This window comes from Weissella ceti (genome assembly GCF_018394055.1).
Lineage (GTDB): Bacteria > Bacillota > Bacilli > Lactobacillales > Lactobacillaceae > Weissella > Weissella ceti.
This window is the reverse complement of record NZ_CP074441.1, coordinates 1,262,390-1,280,725: the sequence shown is the minus strand read 5'-3', so window position 1 is coordinate 1,280,725 and position 18,336 is coordinate 1,262,390. Positions and strand designations below refer to the sequence as shown.

19 protein-coding genes are annotated in these 18,336 nt (G+C 41.1%); 15 read left to right on the top strand and 4 right to left on the bottom strand.

Annotated features, from left to right (window positions below):
* Window positions 1-35: 35 nt before the first annotated feature.
* Window positions 36-638, bottom strand: a complete 603-nt coding sequence (locus KHQ31_RS06645) for a TrmH family RNA methyltransferase (RefSeq protein WP_213408807.1) — start codon at window positions 636-638, stop codon at window positions 36-38.
* Between the two features lies 1 nt (window position 639).
* Window positions 640-1,650: an acyltransferase family protein gene (locus KHQ31_RS06640; protein WP_213408806.1), complete on the bottom strand. Its 1,011-nt coding sequence runs from the start codon at window positions 1,648-1,650 to the stop codon at window positions 640-642.
* A gap of 140 nt (window positions 1,651-1,790) precedes the next feature.
* Here KHQ31_RS06640 and KHQ31_RS06635 point away from each other — a divergent pair, with 140 nt between their 5' ends.
* From KHQ31_RS06635 to KHQ31_RS06595, 9 genes are all read left to right on the top strand, one after another.
* Complete coding sequence (locus tag KHQ31_RS06635) at window positions 1,791-2,633, top strand: energy-coupling factor ABC transporter ATP-binding protein (RefSeq protein WP_213409729.1); 843 nt, start codon at window positions 1,791-1,793, stop codon at window positions 2,631-2,633.
* The gene (locus KHQ31_RS06630; protein ID WP_213408805.1) at window positions 2,609-3,472 is read left to right on the top strand and encodes an energy-coupling factor transporter ATPase; all 864 of its coding nucleotides are present in this window, start codon (window positions 2,609-2,611) and stop codon (window positions 3,470-3,472) included. Before KHQ31_RS06635 ends, KHQ31_RS06630 begins: the two co-directional genes overlap by 25 nt.
* Entirely contained in the window at window positions 3,465-4,262 is a 798-nt protein-coding gene (locus tag KHQ31_RS06625) for an energy-coupling factor transporter transmembrane component T family protein (RefSeq protein ID WP_213408804.1), read from the top strand. Before KHQ31_RS06630 ends, KHQ31_RS06625 begins: the two co-directional genes overlap by 8 nt.
* Window positions 4,263-4,281: 19 nt before the next feature.
* Window positions 4,282-5,031 (top strand): tRNA pseudouridine(38-40) synthase TruA, encoded by a 750-nt coding sequence (gene truA, locus KHQ31_RS06620; protein WP_213408803.1) that lies wholly within the window; start codon window positions 4,282-4,284, stop codon window positions 5,029-5,031.
* 162 nt (window positions 5,032-5,193) lie between these two features.
* Window positions 5,194-5,637, top strand: a complete 444-nt coding sequence (gene rplM, locus KHQ31_RS06615; RefSeq protein WP_213408802.1) for a 50S ribosomal protein L13 — start codon at window positions 5,194-5,196, stop codon at window positions 5,635-5,637.
* 25 nt (window positions 5,638-5,662) lie between these two features.
* Entirely contained in the window at window positions 5,663-6,055 is a 393-nt protein-coding gene (gene rpsI, locus KHQ31_RS06610; protein WP_213408801.1) for a 30S ribosomal protein S9, read from the top strand.
* 212 nt (window positions 6,056-6,267) lie between these two features.
* Window positions 6,268-6,999: a hypothetical protein gene (locus KHQ31_RS06605; protein ID WP_213408800.1), complete on the top strand. Its 732-nt coding sequence runs from the start codon at window positions 6,268-6,270 to the stop codon at window positions 6,997-6,999.
* A gap of 17 nt (window positions 7,000-7,016) precedes the next feature.
* The gene (locus KHQ31_RS06600; RefSeq protein ID WP_213408799.1) at window positions 7,017-7,172 is read left to right on the top strand and encodes a sunset domain-containing protein; all 156 of its coding nucleotides are present in this window, start codon (window positions 7,017-7,019) and stop codon (window positions 7,170-7,172) included.
* Window positions 7,173-7,334: 162 nt separating this feature from the next.
* Window positions 7,335-7,742 carry a hypothetical protein gene (locus tag KHQ31_RS06595; protein ID WP_213408798.1) on the top strand — a complete coding sequence of 136 codons (408 nt, stop codon included), beginning with the start codon at window positions 7,335-7,337 and terminating at the stop codon, window positions 7,740-7,742.
* Window positions 7,743-8,440: 698 nt separating this feature from the next.
* Here the strand turns inward: KHQ31_RS06595 and KHQ31_RS06590 are convergent.
* Both KHQ31_RS06590 and KHQ31_RS06585 read right to left on the bottom strand, forming a co-directional pair.
* Window positions 8,441-9,820: a gluconate:H+ symporter gene (locus tag KHQ31_RS06590; protein ID WP_213408797.1), complete on the bottom strand. Its 1,380-nt coding sequence runs from the start codon at window positions 9,818-9,820 to the stop codon at window positions 8,441-8,443.
* 210 nt (window positions 9,821-10,030) lie between these two features.
* Window positions 10,031-10,318, bottom strand: coding sequence for a hypothetical protein (locus KHQ31_RS06585; RefSeq protein WP_213408796.1), 288 nt, complete (start codon window positions 10,316-10,318; stop codon window positions 10,031-10,033).
* 176 nt (window positions 10,319-10,494) lie between these two features.
* On the opposite strand from KHQ31_RS06585, the gene uvrA reads away from it, so the two are divergent.
* From uvrA to KHQ31_RS06555, 6 genes are all read left to right on the top strand, one after another.
* Window positions 10,495-13,338: an excinuclease ABC subunit UvrA gene (uvrA, locus tag KHQ31_RS06580; protein ID WP_213408795.1), complete on the top strand. Its 2,844-nt coding sequence runs from the start codon at window positions 10,495-10,497 to the stop codon at window positions 13,336-13,338.
* Window positions 13,339-13,595: 257 nt separating this feature from the next.
* On the top strand, window positions 13,596-14,480 hold the full coding sequence (gene rapZ, locus KHQ31_RS06575) for an RNase adapter RapZ (RefSeq protein ID WP_213408794.1): 885 nt from the start codon (window positions 13,596-13,598) through the stop codon (window positions 14,478-14,480).
* Between the two features lie 3 nt (window positions 14,481-14,483).
* The gene (locus KHQ31_RS06570; protein ID WP_213408793.1) at window positions 14,484-15,482 is read left to right on the top strand and encodes a gluconeogenesis factor YvcK family protein; all 999 of its coding nucleotides are present in this window, start codon (window positions 14,484-14,486) and stop codon (window positions 15,480-15,482) included.
* A 13-nt stretch (window positions 15,483-15,495) separates the two neighbouring features.
* Complete coding sequence (whiA, locus tag KHQ31_RS06565) at window positions 15,496-16,461, top strand: DNA-binding protein WhiA (RefSeq protein WP_213408792.1); 966 nt, start codon at window positions 15,496-15,498, stop codon at window positions 16,459-16,461.
* A 47-nt stretch (window positions 16,462-16,508) separates the two neighbouring features.
* Window positions 16,509-17,114, top strand: coding sequence for an ATP-dependent Clp protease proteolytic subunit (locus tag KHQ31_RS06560; protein WP_213408791.1), 606 nt, complete (start codon window positions 16,509-16,511; stop codon window positions 17,112-17,114).
* Window positions 17,115-17,327: 213 nt separating this feature from the next.
* On the top strand, window positions 17,328-18,323 hold the full coding sequence (locus KHQ31_RS06555; protein WP_213408790.1) for a D-2-hydroxyacid dehydrogenase: 996 nt from the start codon (window positions 17,328-17,330) through the stop codon (window positions 18,321-18,323).
* Window positions 18,324-18,336: the final 13 nt, after the last annotated feature.

Here is an 18,336-nt window from a genome sequence, read left to right as displayed (position 1 = left end):
TGTGAGTGCTTTTTTCGTGTTCATAAAGCTATTAATTAACGCTTAGGCATGTGTTGATTTGCGTAGAACGCAGCGATAACCCCGTTAGCGACACTAACGTTAATTGAAGCAATGCTGCCGTATTGCGGAATGTAAATCATTGCATCACTGGCTTCGATTAGATCATCAGCCAACCCTAGTTGTTCTTCACCGAACAAGAAGGCTGACTTCTTAGGCAATTCTACTTCGTACAATGATTGTGGTGTGTAACCTTCAGTGTTATCTACGGCGAAGATTGTGTAACCTTCTTCATGCAATTGGTCGAACAATTCTTGGTAATCAGTAATGCGTAGGTGTTCGATTGTTTCGTAATTTTGCGTTCCTAGTGCACCGCGACGATCCCACTTCTTCATACCTTCCTTTGAGTCAGGCAACATTGGGTTTTCTGGGTTAAGGAAGATCACCTTACGCATACCGAATGCATTACTGTTACGGACAGCAGAAGACTTGTTGAAGTCGTGACTTAGATTTTGCATGATTGAAATCATGTCACCACGCGTTTCGGCTAGTTCTGCTTTAATTTGTTCGTTAGGCTTACCTTTGAAGTAATCAATGATGTTACGGTAATCAGCTGAACGAGAAAGATCGATTTGAGACATATTAAGATACCTTCTTTTTAATTTGAATATAATTTAGTGGATAAAGCACATAGTTAAGGACGGAAACATATTTTAGAATCAATAGACTACCAAACCACCCAATGAGCGAACCTATAACAATGTGTAGAAAGACATTATGATAACCCAGTTGCAATAGCAACATACGTGTTGCACTGACGATTGGCACATGAACTAAGTAAATACCTAGTGACAATTGACCCACATGATTAAAATAACGCCCAAAAGCAGTTTGTAAATTAATCTTTGGGAAAATCATAAAGGCTAACATGACGGCGATTAGCATGATGATACCATCAACGCCAGGTGCATTGTAGCTAACACGGGATGTATGGCCTGCATTTGCCCAAATAATTAAATAAAAGCCGTATATGCTAGTTAAAAGACTAATTGATAGCCAAGAACCTTTGAGTGGATATTTGCGTAATAAGGCACCTAATAGGAAGAATGGAGACCAGATTAGAATCCGTTGGATAGCATAAATGGGTACGATCCAAAAATTAGCCATTAAAGCGAGTAAGCAGGCGATGGCAAAGTGGACACGTGTATCTTTGATAAACATAGACAGTGCGGAATTTGCGATAATAACGCCAAATAGCACATCTAAGAACCAAAGTGGCCCAATAGGTATTTGCCAAAGTTGTGATAAGGAATGCCAATCATACATGGCACGCACTTTCGAACCGCCTAATTGAAATAGGAACAATAGAATGACACTAAAAACAAGATAGGGGATACCAATTGAGATACTACGTTTTTTCAATCGTTCGATAAAACTGTTGATGGACGCAGTCCGTGTAAAAAAGTAACCAGAAAAAGCGATAAACACGGGCATATGGAACAGATAAATACTTTGTACAGTATTTAAGAGATTTGCCTGTGTTTGTCCTATGTATAGGTTGGCATCAAATAAACCGATGATAACATGACCAAAGACGACAAGTAAGATTGTCAGGCCTTTAGCAACGTCTATCCAAGAAATGCGTTGGGGCATTGGAACCTCCCTTAAATGTTATGACATAATAGAACTAGTATATCATTGACAGAATAGTCTTCGATAGAATAATTCAAGCCAATTTAATGGTTATTTGGTATGATAGAAGGTATGAGTTTACATGAAAGGACATTGACATGATGGCAAACATAATTGAAGTAAAAGATGTTTCTTACACATACCCCAATGCAGAACAACCAGCTTTGGAACATATCGACCTAACGATTGCTCAAGGTGACTGGGTAGCGATTATTGGGCGTAATGGATCCGGTAAATCAACCTTTGCAAAATTATTGAACTATCTATTAGTGCCAACAGAAGGAACCATTGAAATTGATGGTGTTTCTGTGAATGAAGAAAATGTTTGGACGATTCGTGACTTAGTCGGAATGGTCTTTCAAAATCCTGATAACCAATTCGTTGGGGCAACCGTTGAAGACGACGTTGCATTTGGATTAGAAAACCGTAATACACCACGTGAAGAGATGTTACCACGTGTGGCGTCTGTTTTAGATCGCGTCCACATGAGTGCCTTTAGTGATCGTGAACCGGCTCGTTTGTCTGGTGGACAAAAGCAACGTGTGGCCATTGCATCTGTTTTAGCAGTAGAACCTAAGATCTTGATTCTAGATGAAGCTACAGCCATGCTTGATCCACAAGGGCGCATGGAAATGATTGCCTTAGTACGTGAATTGAAAGCGACAATGGGTGACGAATTAACAGTTCTGTCAATTACACATGACATTGATGAAGCATCACACGCTGATAAAGTTGTTGTGTTAAGTGACGGCCGTATTCGTGAAATGGGGGAACCACAAGAAATCTTTTCAAATGCAACTAAGTTGCGTGAGTTAGGTTTGAGTGTCCCCTTTGCGGAACAATTAAAAGAAAAGTTAACCGAACGTGGTGTTAATGTACCAGAAGCATATATGACAACAGAAGGGATGGCGGACTGGTTATGGCAATCAATTTCGAAGCAGTAAGTTTTACATACCAAGCTGGTACGCCGTTTGCAACGTCAGCATTACATGATGTTAATTTGCATATCCCAGAAAACACGTTTACGGCTGTTATTGGGCATACTGGTTCTGGTAAGTCTACGATGGTTCAAATGCTTGATGGTTTAACACAACCAACGACGGGGCAAGTGACGGTAGGGAATCAAGTGATTACCGCTGAAACAAAGAAGAAGGCCTTAAACGAAATGCGTGAGCATATCGGAATGGTTTTCCAATTTCCAGAAGCACAATTGTTTGAACAAACTGTTTTACAAGACGTTATGTTTGGACCAATGAACTATGGGATGACGGAAGACGAAGCACGTATTGCGGCTAAAGAAGCGTTGCGTACTGTCGGTATGGCTGAACGCTTTGATGACCGCACGCCATTTGACTTGTCAGGTGGACAAATGCGACGTGTTGCCATTGCCGGTATTTTAGCAATGAAACCCGACCTGTTAATTTTGGACGAACCAACAGCAGGACTAGATCCGGCTGGTCAGATAGAATTGATGGCTTCGTTTGGTCGTCTCCAAAAGGAACGTAATCTAACAATTGTGTTGATTACGCACCAAATGGAGTTCGTTGCAGAATATGCAAGCCATGTGATCGTGTTTGAAGGCGGAACTGTACTAAAAGAAGGGCCAACCGCGGAAATCTTTGCGGACAGTGCCTGGCTAAAAGCACATCAACTGGATGTACCAGCGGCGCAACAATTCGCAGATGCATTGGCTGAAAAAGATATTCAACTAAACCAAGTGTTAGATATGGATGCCTTGGCTGATGAACTTGTAAAACAATTACAAGGAGGGACGCATGGGTAAGTTAATTATTGGACGTTACCTACCGGGTAACTCGTGGGTTCACCGTTTAGATCCACGCACCAAGTTTGTCTTGAGCTTCACATTTATCTTCATTATTTTTATGGCTGATAATGTGTGGGGTTACTTGGCTGCAGGTGCCTTTACGGCCTTATCAATTGCCTTAACAGGTTTAGGCTTTGGGGTCTTCTTACGTGGTCTACGACCAATTGCCTTCTTGATGTTATTAACAACAATCCTACAACTGTTCTTTATTCAGACTGGACCAGTTTGGGTAGACTGGGGATGGCTACGGATTACACAAGATGGTGTGATTAATAGTTTGGTTGTGTTTGTGCGTTTCATGTTGATCATTATGTTTTCAACAATTTTGACGCTAACAACGCCACCGCTACAAGTTGCGAATGCAATGGAGTCGCTATTGTCACCACTAAAGCGATTCAATGTACCAGTCGCTGAATTAGCGTTAATGGTCTCAATTGCGTTACGTTTTGTGCCAACCTTGATGGATGAAGCAGAAAACATTATGAATGCGCAACGTGCACGAGGTGTACGCTTTAACGAAGGAAATTTGTTTAAGCGTGCGAAGTCATATGTGCCATTAATGATTCCGCTATTTGTGAACGCCATTAAACGGGCCATTGAGTTAGGGGATGCGATGGAAGCGCGTGGTTACCGTGACAGCGATAACCGTAGTCGCTACCGTGTCCTACAATCAACCAACCAAGATACAGTTGCTTACATTGGATTTATCGCTTTTGCGATTCTGTTGTTTGCTACACGATTTATTTAGAGTGACTGAGGAGTAAGATATGCCACGATATAAAGCAACGATTGCTTATGATGGTACTGATTTTTTTGGTTGGCAAGTTCAACCAGGTAAGCGTACAGTGCAACTAGAACTAGAAGCAGCTGTAAACAAGATGGCTAAGAATCCAGCAGAACCAATTCGTGTTCAAGGATCTGGCCGCACTGATGCACGTGTCCATGCGATTGGTCAGGTTGCGCACTTCGACTTACCATTTAATATCCCAGCTGAAGCAGTGCGTAAGGGACTATCAACAATGTTGCCATACGACATCGGGATTAAAGATGTTGAAATTGTGGATGATGAATTCCATGCACAATACGCAGCGCATGATAAGACTTATCGTTACCGCTTTTCAACAACTGAATTCCGTGACCCATTCAAGCGTAACTACACAGGACACTGGAACCGTCGTTTAGATACTGACCTAATGCAACAAGCAATTGGTGATTACGTGGGTGAACACGATTGGTTAAGCTTCGTTGCTGCTGGCTTCCAACAAAAGACAACAGTGCGTACTGTGTACTCAGCTGAAATGTTCTTGAAGCCGGAAGAAAATGAAATTTGGTTTGAATTCTCAGGGAATGGTTTCCTATATAACCAAATTCGAATTATGGTCGGGGTATTATTAGAAATTGGACATGGTTCACGTCCAGTTGATGACATTCAACGATTATTTGAAGTAAAAGATCGACAAGAAGCGCGCTTCACTGCACCAGCTCAAGGGTTGTATTTGGTTGAAGTTCGCTACTAATATTTAGTTCAGGAAATTATCCATATTTACATTGACGGTAAACAAAATCCGCGGTAAGATTGAAGCTGGTATTGTTTACCAACCACAATTTGGGAATTGTCCTGGTACGACTATTTATATTTTTTGGTAAAGTAAACAAACAAATTATTGGAGGAAATTTCCATGCGTACAACTTATATGGCAAAAGCCGGTGAAATTGACCGCAAGTGGTACATTCTTGACGCGACTGATGTTCCTTTGGGACGTATCTCAACTGTAGCAGCATCAATCTTGCGCGGTAAGAACAAGCCAACTTTCACACCACACGTTGACACTGGTGACAACGTAATCATTATCAATGCTGAAAAGGTCGCTTTGACTGGTAACAAGGCATCTGACAAGGTATACTACCACCACTCAAACCACCCAGGTGGATTGAAGCAACGTAAGGCTGGTGACTTGCGCGAAAAGAACCCACAACGTTTGCTAGAACTTTCAGTTCACGGAATGTTGCCAAAGGGATCACTTGGTCGCCAACAAGGTTTGAAGTTGCATGTCTTCGCTGGTTCAGAACACAACCACGAAGCGCAACAACCAGTGTTGTTGAACATCAACAACCTTATCTAATTTAACGGAAGGAGAATAGTTTATTATGGCTACTGTACAATACTACGGAACTGGTCGTCGTAAGAATTCTGTTGCACGTGTACGTTTGGTACCTGGTAACGGAGCGATTACAATCAACGGTCGTTCAGCTGAACAATACATTCCTTTCGCTAACTTGCGTGAGGTTATGGTTCAACCATTCAACGTAACTGAAACTCTTGGTCAATACGACGTTTTGGTTAACGTTGATGGTGGAGGTTTCTCTGGTCAATCTGGTGCAATCCGTCACGGTATCGCCCGTGCCCTATTGCAAGTTGACCCAGACTTCCGTGCAGCATTGAAGTCAGCAGGATTGTTGACTCGTGACGCACGTATGAAGGAACGTAAGAAGCCAGGTCTTAAGAAGGCCCGTAAGGCATCACAATTCTCAAAGCGTTAATCTTTACGATTATTCGATTTCGAGAGTTGGACGTTTTTCAACTATCAAATATGAAAACACCCAATCGCTTAGGCGGTCGGGTGTTTTTGTTTATAAAAAATTTATAAACTGACATATTTTTCAAAAAGTGGTATATGTGTACTTATTTTAAAAAAGTAAACATTGTTGATATAATAGATGTGTTTACATGAATAAATACATATTGGAGGAATATGATGAAAACTTTAGGGGGACTTATTGTTTTAGTTGGGGTAATTACTATGAGTATTTGGGGAGTTAAATATGTAAGTTTTAAATTACATAAACGACCTGAATTAAATCAAACCGAGAAAAAACTTGGATTTATTGGCTTAGGAATTTTGTTGTTTGGTTATTTTGTGGGACAACCTACATTACGTACTATTGGAGAGATTTTAATTTTACTAGGATTTGTTTTATTAATTACTTCTCTGGTACACCTGATCAGAAATAAATTTGTAACCAAAAAACCCGTGAAAAAAGTGTTTAAGCAAATGGGAATTGGTGCAGCAGCTGTGCTTCTATTAGGAAGTGTAATTAATGCTCCATATGCAGAAGCGGATCGTAAAGAACGTGCAGTTGCAGCTAAAATCGCATCGGAAAAAGCAGAATCTGAAGAAAAAGCTGCGGCAAAGAAGTTAGAAAAAGAAGAATCAGAAGCGAAAGCAAAATCCGAATCAGAAGCAAAGAAACAATCAGAAGAAGATAAGAAGCAAGCAGAAAAAAAGAAAAAAGAATCAGAAGCCAAGGCGAAATCAGAATCAGCTGATAAGAAACGTGCCGAGGAAGAATCTCGTGTAAAAGCACAACAGAAGTCGGAATCAGAAGCGCAGGCAAAAATTAAAGCAGAGGAAAACGCACGAGTTAAGGCAGCTGCAAGCAAGAGGAAGCACGAAGTAAGGTTGCTGCTGAAAAGAAGCCGGTAACTAGATCAGAAACGCAATTGACGGATATTGGTGGAGTGATTGTTGGGAATGTACGAAGCCGTATTTATCACATGCCGGGACAACAAAACTATCGCATGGCGGAAAAAAATAAAGTGTACTTTAATTCAGAGCAAGAAGCTATTGATGCTGGATACCGTCGCTCAATGAGATAATGAAATTAATTGCATCGATGTAATCATGCATGATAAATAGATTTGATTTCCGTTTTTTGAAAAGATAAATAAGACACAGGGACCAATGATAATTAAACTAAAATACGGAATCGGCTCTAGAAATAGTATGGATACGAGATCGTATTTTAGGAGAATTAGAAAATGGATTTGAAACAAGCTAATAAATTAGTGGGCGGTGTACTTTCTGCCGTAGGTGTACAAGGATTCCAACAAGATTATGACGATTATAAACAAGAGTTACTAATCTTGTTATATCAAGAATTTGAAAAAGATAACAATCTTTCGTTAACGAATAACACTATGTTATTTAAGTTCTTAAAATGGCGTCTGTTGGATATGTTACGTAAAAATAATCGTGATCAAAAACGATTTGAGCCTACCGAAGAGTTACCTTTGCTAACGTACAGCGAGTGGGATAACTTGGACTTACGTGCAACGTTAAATGCATATATGGAGACGCTAGATAAAAAGGATGCCAGTTATAAGCTGATGGAAGTATATCTGCGAAACCCCAGGCGAACAATTGAACGACTATTGCAAGGCGCTTGATATACATCGAACAACTGCACGTCGTCGGTTAGATCGCATAAAGAAACATTTTAAGGAACTGCAAGATGAAGAATAGGGCTCTTAGATAAATTGTACTTTTAATCAAAGTAGGCAATTTAACTCAGGGCTGATTTCCAACCTACATTGATTAGGAGTACATCCTAGTTGTTGAAATTAAAATTCAATGCCACAATAACATTTTGTCTGTATAAAGACAGAATCGTTATTGTGGCTTTTCTTTTACGAAAAAAATCCTAAGGATAATGAAATAGATAAAATTCTAGACAAGTATATATATTCCACGTACACTAGTGCCTGAAACACCGTACACAATACGATTTAGCGTTTGTGAGGGGATGTATGGACACGATTGATTATGAGTTGGACTGTCTCATTGAAATATGGATAAATCACGGTATGACGTACCTGAGACGTTTTTGGAGTCGGTTGAAAGAAATCTATTTTTATAGGTAATGGCGACAATTATTGAACGCATGTATTGCTTATGAAGATGAATATTATGTAGGCGTGTAGGGTGTTTCAGAGTCATCTAGGATAAGCCTGTAATACTTTTAGGTATTATGGCTGATGACGATGAAACCATTCAATGGCACTATTAATTAGTGTTTAAACGCACTAAAAAAGACCCTGGCAATTAAGCCGGGGTCTTTTTTATGGTGTAGTTTTTATATGTTTGTTTATACTAGCAACAATGCCAATCCGATAATAACAACCAAACCAGTCAATGAAATAACACTTTCAAGAACTGTCCAAATTTGGAATGTTTGCTTAACTGAGATATCGAAGAATTCCTTGAAGATCCAGAACCCAGCATCGTTAACGTGTGACGCGAACAATGATCCAGCTCCGATTGCCAAAGCAACCAAAACAGCGATTAGTGGGTTTGATTGTGTTGCCACAACAGAAGTCAAAATTCCAGCGGCTGTCATACCAGCAACAGTGGCTGATCCAACAGAAACACGCAATAGAACAGTAACAACCCAGGCGAACAAGATCAACATAACAGGTGACATGTCACCGTTTGTTTGGAACATAGCAGCAACTTGGTCAGAGAATCCAGAAGTAACCAAGACACCACGCAAAGCACCACCACCACCAACGATAAGTAGGATACCAGCAACGGCGTTGATTGCTTCGTTCATTGAAACACCAACTTGTGTCATTGTACGCTTTTGCCAGATTCCCATTGAGAATACAGCGAAGATCAATGAAACAGTCATTGCAACAGCAGGGTTAGCCATGAATTCAATGATTGAGTCTGTCATAGTTGGGTTAGCTGGTGTAACTCCACCAGTGTAAATCATCTTGTAGACAGTTGCGATAATCATGAAGATCAATGGGAAGATTGATGTCAAAACTGACAATCCGAATGAAGGTGTCTTGTCTAGGTCGTATTCTTCAACAGGACCGATAGCAGGCAATTCTTTCTTCATAACGAATGCATCAGGTGCGTACTTTTGTGCCAACTTAGTGAACAATGGTCCACCAACAACAGCAGTAATGATCGCAACAACCAATCCAAGCATCAACATCATACCAATGTTAGCACCCAAAGCTGTGGCAACAGCAGTAGGAGCAGGTTGTGGTGGCAAGAATCCTTGTGCAGAAGATAGAGCAGCTGTCATTGAGATACCTAGGTATAGCAATGGCACCTTAGCTTCGATGGCAACGGCGAACACAATAGGAATCAATAGGACCATTCCAACACCGAAGATCATTGAGATTCCGATGATGAATGATGCAATCAAAACAGCCCATTGTAGACGCTTTAGACCGAACCAGTTGATCAATGTGCGGGCAATACGGTATGAACCACCAGCATCAGCAACCAAACGTCCAATCATTCCACCAAAGATGAAGATAACTGAGTTAGATCCTAGAATGTTTCCCACACCTTGGTCCCCTAAGACCGCAGATGGAATTGACATTGGATCCATTCCTAGCAACAAGGCCAAAACGAAGGCCGTAATAATAAGTGACACGAATGTGTTCAACTTGCATTTAACAATCAACACCAACAATAGGGCGATTGAAATGGCTAACATTAAAAACTCCATAATTATTCCTCCAGTAAAAACTAACTTGTTCAGTATACTACAAACTTCGTGAAAATGGTTGCATTAAAACAGGACTTTTAAAGCGTTTTACTGGTTGATATGAGTGAGTTTGTGAAAAAAGCATTCACAAGCCGTAAACATAGGGTTTACTTTGTGAATGCTTTCGCATATAGTTTTTAATTTTTTGTGAGTAATTCGAAAATTTAATGTTTATTCAGTCGGTTCAGCTGTAAATGTGTCTAGTGCTGCCCAGAAGGCGACCACAACAAAGACGATTAGGAAATGCCACAAGACAGTTTGTAAGGCATTTCCGTAGGCATTTGTGTAGGTATTAATAGGGCGTTGAACCACAATTAATGAAATAAGTTCTTCAACACCAATGATTAGTGTTGTTAGTGCAACAGCGGCGGCTGTAACTGCGCCGATTAGTAGGACTGCAGATCCTAGATGTTCCATTAGCCAACGGAATGACCATGGCTTTGAATCGATATTTTGCATTTCCCGATGCTCCCTTGTTCCGAGGTTATTGTTTCTTAATTATACGTTATTTTTAAGGAAGGTACAGTCTGATATGCCCTTTTAACAGTCTTTTAAGGTCTTGTTAGTTAAAACCTAACATAATCATTGCCAACTAGTTTATAATGAAAGTAATACTATTTGTGGAGGAAGTGTGTATGTCGAATGATTTAATTTCAGTACATGGTGCCAGAGCGCACAATTTAAAAAATGTAACGGTAGATATACCTAAGAATAAGTTTGTCGTTGTCACTGGTTTGTCGGGTTCTGGGAAAAGCTCACTAGCCTTTGATACGCTATACGCCGAAGGGCAACGCCGTTATGTTGAAAGTTTGTCAGCATATGCACGACAATTCTTGGGACAAATGGAAAAGCCAGACGTCGATTCAATCGAAGGGTTGAGTCCAGCGATTTCAATTGACCAAAAAACAACATCAAAGAACCCTCGTTCTACAGTCGGAACTGTAACCGAGATTAATGATTATTATCGTTTATTGTTTGCTCGTGTCGGTGAACCAGATGCACCATCTGATGGCACAATTGTGAAGTCTTCAATTGATCAAATGATCAACGAAGTGTTTGAGCGCCTAGAAGAGGGTGCTCGTATGCAAATTTTGGCCCCGATCATTCAACACAAGCGTGGATCACATGCCACAACGCTAGACCGTATTAAACAAGAAGGTTTCGTCCGTGTCATGGTGGATGGTGAAATGCTTGAAGTCAGTGAAGATATCAAGCTAGATAAGAATAAGTATCATGATGTCGCCGTGGTTGTTGATCGTATTGTTTTGAAAGAAAGCTCACGTGCCCGTTTGTTCGAAGCCTTTGAATCAGCCTTACGCATGGCTGATGGTATGGTGACGGTTGATGTACTAAAGGGTGGGGATTCATTAACATTTACCGACCATTACCTAGGCGCCTTGAAGAACTATGGTGTTGGGAAGTTAGAACCACAATTGTTCTCATTTAACTCACCTATTGGGGCCTGTGAAGTCTGTGACGGACTAGGGCAAACTATGGAAGTGGACGTTGATCGAATTGTGCCTGATCCAACCAAGACATTGGCTGAAGGGGCGATTGCGCCATGGAATCCCATTTCATCTAACTACTACCCAGAATTGTTGCGCCAATTCGCGGAGCAAAATGATATCCCCATGGATGTCCCATATGAAGAATTAGATGCAGAACAACAAGATCAAATCTTGCATGGATCTGATAAGGAATTCCATTTCCACTACGAAAATGATTTTGGTGGTGTTCGTGATGTGGATACAACTTTCGAAGGAATCATTACCAATATTAATCGTCGTTTCCGTGAATCAACTTCAGATGTAACCCGCGAACAAATGCGTGGCTTCATGGATGAATTGCCATGTTCTGCGTGTCATGGCTACCGTCTAAACCCAGCTGCTTTGTCAGTTAAGGTTGGTGAACACAATGTTGGTGAATTGGTGTCATGGCCGGTTGATGAAGAACTAACATTCATGGAAAGTTTGACTTTCGGTGAACAAGACGAAGCCATTGCACGTCCCATCATTAAGGAAATTACCGATCGTTTGAAGTTCCTAAAGAACGTGGGGCTGGATTATCTAACATTAGCGCGTTCTGCCCGTACATTGTCAGGTGGAGAATCACAACGTATTCGTTTGGCAACGCAAATTGGTTCAAACCTTTCTGGGGTTATGTACGTGTTGGATGAACCGTCTATCGGACTGCACCAACGTGACAATGACCGTTTGATTGGTTCCTTGAAAGCCATGCGTGATCTAGGGAATACCCTAATTGTCGTTGAACACGATGAAGATACGATGCAAGCCGCGGACTACATTATTGATGTCGGGCCTGGCGCTGGATCACATGGTGGGCAAATCATGGCAGTCGGAACACCGCAAGAAATTGAAGCGAACCCGGATTCTTTGACCGGACAATATATGGCCGGAACGAAGTTGATTCCTGTCCCAACGTCTCGTCGTAAGGGAACTGGTGAAAAGCTAGTGTTGAAGGGTGCTGCTGAAAACAATCTAAAGAACGTCAATGTTAATTTCCCATTAGGGGAATTTGTTTCTGTGACTGGAGTCTCTGGTTCTGGAAAGTCTACGTTAGTGAATACGATTTTGAAGCGTGCTTTGAAACAAAAACTAAACAATAATTCTGAAAAGCCAGGTAAGTATAAGTCAATAACTGGCGTTGAGAACATTGATAAGATCGTTGACATTGATCAAAGTCCAATTGGTCGTACACCACGTTCTAACCCAGCGACGTATACAGGTGTCTTTGATGATATTCGTGACTTATTTGCGAATACAAATGAAGCGAAGCTACGTGGTTATGCTAAGGGACGTTTCTCATTCAATACCAAGGGTGGCCGTTGTGAAGCCTGTAAGGGTGATGGTGTCTTGAAGATTGAAATGAACTTCTTGCCTGACGTTTACGTCGCCTGTGAAGTGTGTCATGGAACTCGCTACAACTCAGAAACACTTGAAGTGAAGTACCGTGGTAAGAACATTTCTGAAGTGCTAGATTTGACAGCCGAAGAAGCTGTTGAATTCTTTGCGTCAATTCCAAAGATCCGTCGTAAGCTACAAACAATCAATGATGTTGGTTTGGGTTACGTGAAGCTAGGTCAATCTGCCACAACGTTGTCTGGTGGAGAAGCACAACGTATGAAGTTGGCCGCTGAACTACAACGTCGCTCAACTGGTAAGACATTCTATATCCTAGATGAACCAACAACTGGATTGCATACTGATGATATTGCGCGTCTACTAGAAGTGCTACAACGTTTGGTTGATGGTGGTAACTCAGTCCTAGTCATTGAACACAATCTAGATGTCATTAAGACGTCTGATTGGATTATTGATATGGGACCTGAAGGCGGTGCTGGTGGTGGGGAAGTACTTGTAACGGGTACACCCGAAAAGGTCGCTGCAACACCAGAATCATATACTGGTCGTTATCTAAAGGAAATCATGGCACGTGATATCGCCCGTATGCATAAATAAAAGGGATGTTAGCGATGGAACTGCATTGATAGGTATAATCGATTCCATGGATTAATGAACCTGTGTCTGGGTAAGTAAATATAGAGTCTCGTTAAGATCAACCGTATTAGGTAGATTATAACGGGGCTTTTTTTATGGGGCTTTCAATTAAAATATTGGAGGCCATAATCGTAAAATGAAACACCCGGCTTAATGATTGATAAAGGGAAAGATGCTATAATTGAAACATTATAAAAAGACTGTGAGAGGGGAATAGCATGGCAAAAAAAGAACTGTTAATCGTAACAGGGATGAGTGGTGCTGGTAAGACAGTAACAATGGGATCGCTAGAAGATTTGGGATACTTCACAGCGCAAAATATTCCGGCTGAAATGTTGCCAAAAGTTTGGGACTTGATTTCGGGGGATGAAAATGTAGAACGTGCAGCCATTATGATTGATGCGCGTTCTGGTAACTTCTTTTCAGAACTTGAAGCGGAAGTCGAACGTATGCGTGAAGCAAACCACAACGACTATGAATTGAAGATTCTATTCTTGGATGCATCTGATCATGAATTGGTTGCCCGTTACAAAGAAACGCGTCGTGCTCATCCATTAGCCGCTAATAAAAGTGTTCTGGCTGGGATTGCCAAAGAACGTCGTATGTTAGATGATGTCAAAAAGTTGGCAACCCGTGTGATTAGCACAGATGAATTTTCGGCCAAGGAATTGCGCCAAGCCATTTTTGAACGTTATGGAACTGATGAAGATAAGAAAGCTGCTTTCAATGTCCAAGTCATGAGCTTTGGCTTTAAGTATGGATTGCCAGCAGATGCAGATATGGTCATGGATGTCCGTTTCTTGGATAATCCATACTATCTAGAAGAACTACGTCCACAAACAGGGCTAGATGCACCAGTCGCTGATTATGTTTGGGATAACGATGATGCCCAAACGTACTATCAACGTGTTCAGCAGAGTATCGAATGGCTATTGCCCCGCTACAAGGCGGAAGGTAAGTCTAACGTAACGATTGCCTTTGGATGTACCGGTGGACAACATCGTTCAGTAGCCTTTACACATCGCCTGTCTGAACAATTAAAACAATCTGGGTATGCAGTTAACGAATATCACCGTGATATTGAACGCCGAAAGAGGAGCTAAACCATGGACTTGAAAACGCTGGAACGTCCTCGGGTAGTTGTGATTGGTGGAGGTTCAGGACAACCAATTATCTTAAAAGGACTAAAAAAGTTAGATGCCGATCTAACGGCGATTATTACTGTTGCGGATGACGGTGGGTCTTCTGGAACATTGCGTGACTATTTGAACACGATTCCACCTGGCGATATTCGTAATGTCATGGCCGTTTTAGCGGATGTGCCAGATAATATGATTGATGTTTTCCAATATCGTTTTAAAAAAGAAGACGAAATGTTAGCTGGACACGCCCTAGGTAATCTAATTATCGCGGCGATGGCAGAAAAACAACAAGACATTTTCTTAGGTGTACAGCAATTAGCTGAATTTATGAATGTGCAAGGACACATTTATCCAGTAGCAAATGAACCATTGGTATTACATGCGAAATTCCGCGATGGTTCGATTTTATCTGGTGAGGCAGAAATTACAGCCGCTCATGGTGTGATTGATAATATTTGGGTGACACCACAACCGGATTCTGATAATGAAGAAGCACATGCACCAAAAGAAGTGATCGATGCCATTTTGGGCGCTGATGAAATCGTGTTAGGACCGGGAAGTCTGTACACGAGTGTGCTATCTAATGTTATGGTACCTAATGTACGCGAAGCCTTGAAAGCAACTAATGCGACAATTACGTATGTTGCGAATATTATGACCCAAAAAGGTGAGACCGATAATTACACTGAAGCTGATCATATTCGTGTCATTAATGAACACGTAGGACAGCGAATCGTTGACACCTGTGTGATGAATGAAACGAAAGTGCCTGAAGACTATGTTGATTGGCACAAATGGAGCGAAATCGCGAAGCAAGTTGATTTTGATCCAGAAGCTGTATTAGCCGAAGGGGCTCGTCCTGTTATTGCTGATCTACTTGAGCTACGTGAAAACGGAGCTTTCCACAATGAAGATAAAGTTGCGCGCTTGATAATGGAAATTGCAAATGCGATGCACGATTAGAAAGAGGTAGTACATGTCATTTGCAAGTGATGTTAAAAAAGAACTGACCATGTTAGAGATTAATAATCCCAATAATGCACGAGCAGAGTTAGCTGCATTGTTGCGAATGAACGGATCGCTTGGTCTGAGTAACATGCAATTCACGTTGAATGTTCAGACAGAAAATGCGGCGACAGCACGTCGTATCCTAACATTATTGCAAAAGTTTTATGACTTGCCGGCGGAAATTAGTGTTCGTCGTCAAATGAAATTGAAGAAAAATAACCTATATGTTGTTCGTTTGAAACAAGGTGTTAATGATCTATTGGATGACCTGCACATTCTGGAAGATGGGGGCATGGTGCCGACGCCACCAGATAGCTGGTTAGAAGAAGATGGTATGGCGCGTTCATATCTACGTGGTGCCTTTTTGGCCGCTGGATCAGTAAACAATCCGGAAACGAGTCGGTATCATTTAGAGATTTACTCTCTATATGAAGAACAAGCAATGCAACTAGAGCGTTTGATGAATCGTTATGATTTGAATGCGAAGGTTGTTGATCGACGTTCTGGTTATATTGTGTATCTGAAGGAAGCGGAAAAAATCGCAGACATGTTAATGGCCATTGGGTCAACCAATGCGATGTTTAAATTAGAAGACGTTCGGATTATGCGTGACATGCGTAATTCAGTTAATCGTTTGGTGAATGCTGAAAACGCGAATATGGATAAAACAGTCAATGCGAGTCAAAAGCAAATCGAAGATATTGAGTTCTTAGATGAAGAAGTTGGCTTGCATCGTTTGCCTGAAAAGTTACGTGAAATTGCGCACGTACGTCTGCAACATCGTGAAGCGCCACTATCAGAATTAGGCGATTATGTCCCTAGTGGACCGATTTCTAAGTCAGGGGTTAATCATCGTTTACGTAAATTGACGAAGATGGCTGATGATATACGAACAACGGGGATGCTGCCAAAAGGCATTCAACCGAACAAGTAATTTAGTGTTATAATAGATAAAATTATAGAACGAAGGGGGCTTCAAAAATGTTACCAATTCCTTATGTTATTGAACAATCATCACGTGGTGAACGTTCATATGATATTTTTTCTCGCCTATTAATTGATCGTATTGTCATGGTTACAGGACCAATTGACTCACAAATGTCTACATCAATTATTGCGCAATTACTATTTTTGGATGCTCAAGATCCAGAAAAGGACATCTACATGTACATTAACTCTCCAGGTGGAGAAGTTATTGCCGGGATGGCCATCTACGACACGATGCAATTTATTAAGGCTGATGTCCAAACAATTGTTATTGGAATGGCGGCATCAATGGGTTCTGTCCTAGCATCATCAGGTGCTAAGGGTAAGCGATTCATCTTGCCTAACTCACAATTCATGATTCACCAACCTTCTGGTGGTGCGCAAGGTCAACAAAGTGACATTGCGATCGCTGCTGAAGAAATCATGAAGACACGTAAGAAGTTGAACCAAATCTTGGCAAGTAATACTGGGCAACCATATGAACGTCTTGAAACAGATACTGAACGTGACTACTGGCTAGATGCCGAAGAATCAGTTGCGTATGGATTGGCTGACAAGATCATGACCAATGCATCAGATCGTGAAACTGAAGATAAGTAATCGTGAAAGTCGACCTATTTAGGTCGGCTTTTTTTCGTCTAAAAGCCGTCAGATCAAGCTGTTCAAATCGTTTTAAAAAAAGTGTGAGAAAAACTTCACAAAATATCGAAATCTTTGTTGACATTTTCACAAGCAACGATTTATAATAATAAATGTTAAGAGGAATATTTAAAAAAATAATTACTAATTGAACGTAATCTGGAGGAAAATATTATGAAGATTTTTGCATTTGGAATTCGCCCTGATGAAGAAGCTGACTTGAAGGCATGGGAAGTTGCCCACCCTGAAGTTGAAGTTGCATTTACTAACGAATTGCTAACACCTGAAACAGCTAAGCTTGCTGCTGGTGCAGATGCAGTTAACGTATATCAACAATTGGATTACACACGCGAAACTTTGACAGCCTTGCACGAACTAGGAATTAACAAGATGTCATTGCGTAACGTCGGAACAGACAACATTGACTTTGACGCTGCTAGCGAATTTGACTTCAGCATCTCAAACGTACCTGTTTACTCACCAAACGCCATTGCAGAACACTCAATGATTCAATTGTCACGTTTGCTACGTCGTGCCAAGCAATTGGACAACAAGGTAGCTAAGCATGACTTGCGTTGGGCACCAGCTATTGGACGTGAAATGCGTATGCAAACGGTTGGGGTTATCGGAACTGGTAACATCGGACGTGTTGCAATCAAGATCTTGCAAGGATTTGGTGCAAAGGTTATTGCATACGACAAGTTCCCAAATGCTGAAATTGCAGAACAAGGACTATACGTTGACTCACTAGACGAATTGTACGCACAAGCAGATGCTATCTCATTGTACGTTCCTGGTGTTGCTGAAAACCACCACATGATTAACGCTGAAACAATTGCTAAGATGAAGGATGGCGTAGTTTTGGTTAACGTATCACGTGGAAACTTGATGAACTTGGATGATGTTATTGCTGGTTTGGACTCAGGAAAGATTTCAGACTTCGCAATGGACGTTTACGAACATGAAGTTGGATTGTTCAACGCTGACTGGTCAGATACTGAATTGCCAGACGCAAAGATTGCTGACTTGATCGCACGTGAAAACGTATTGGTTACACCACACACTGCGTTCTACACAACAAAGGCTGTTCAAGAAATGGTGACACAATCAATGGACGCTTCATTGGCGTTCATTAAGGGTGAAACACCAGCCATTGCGGTTGAATACTAATATTTCGATAAAG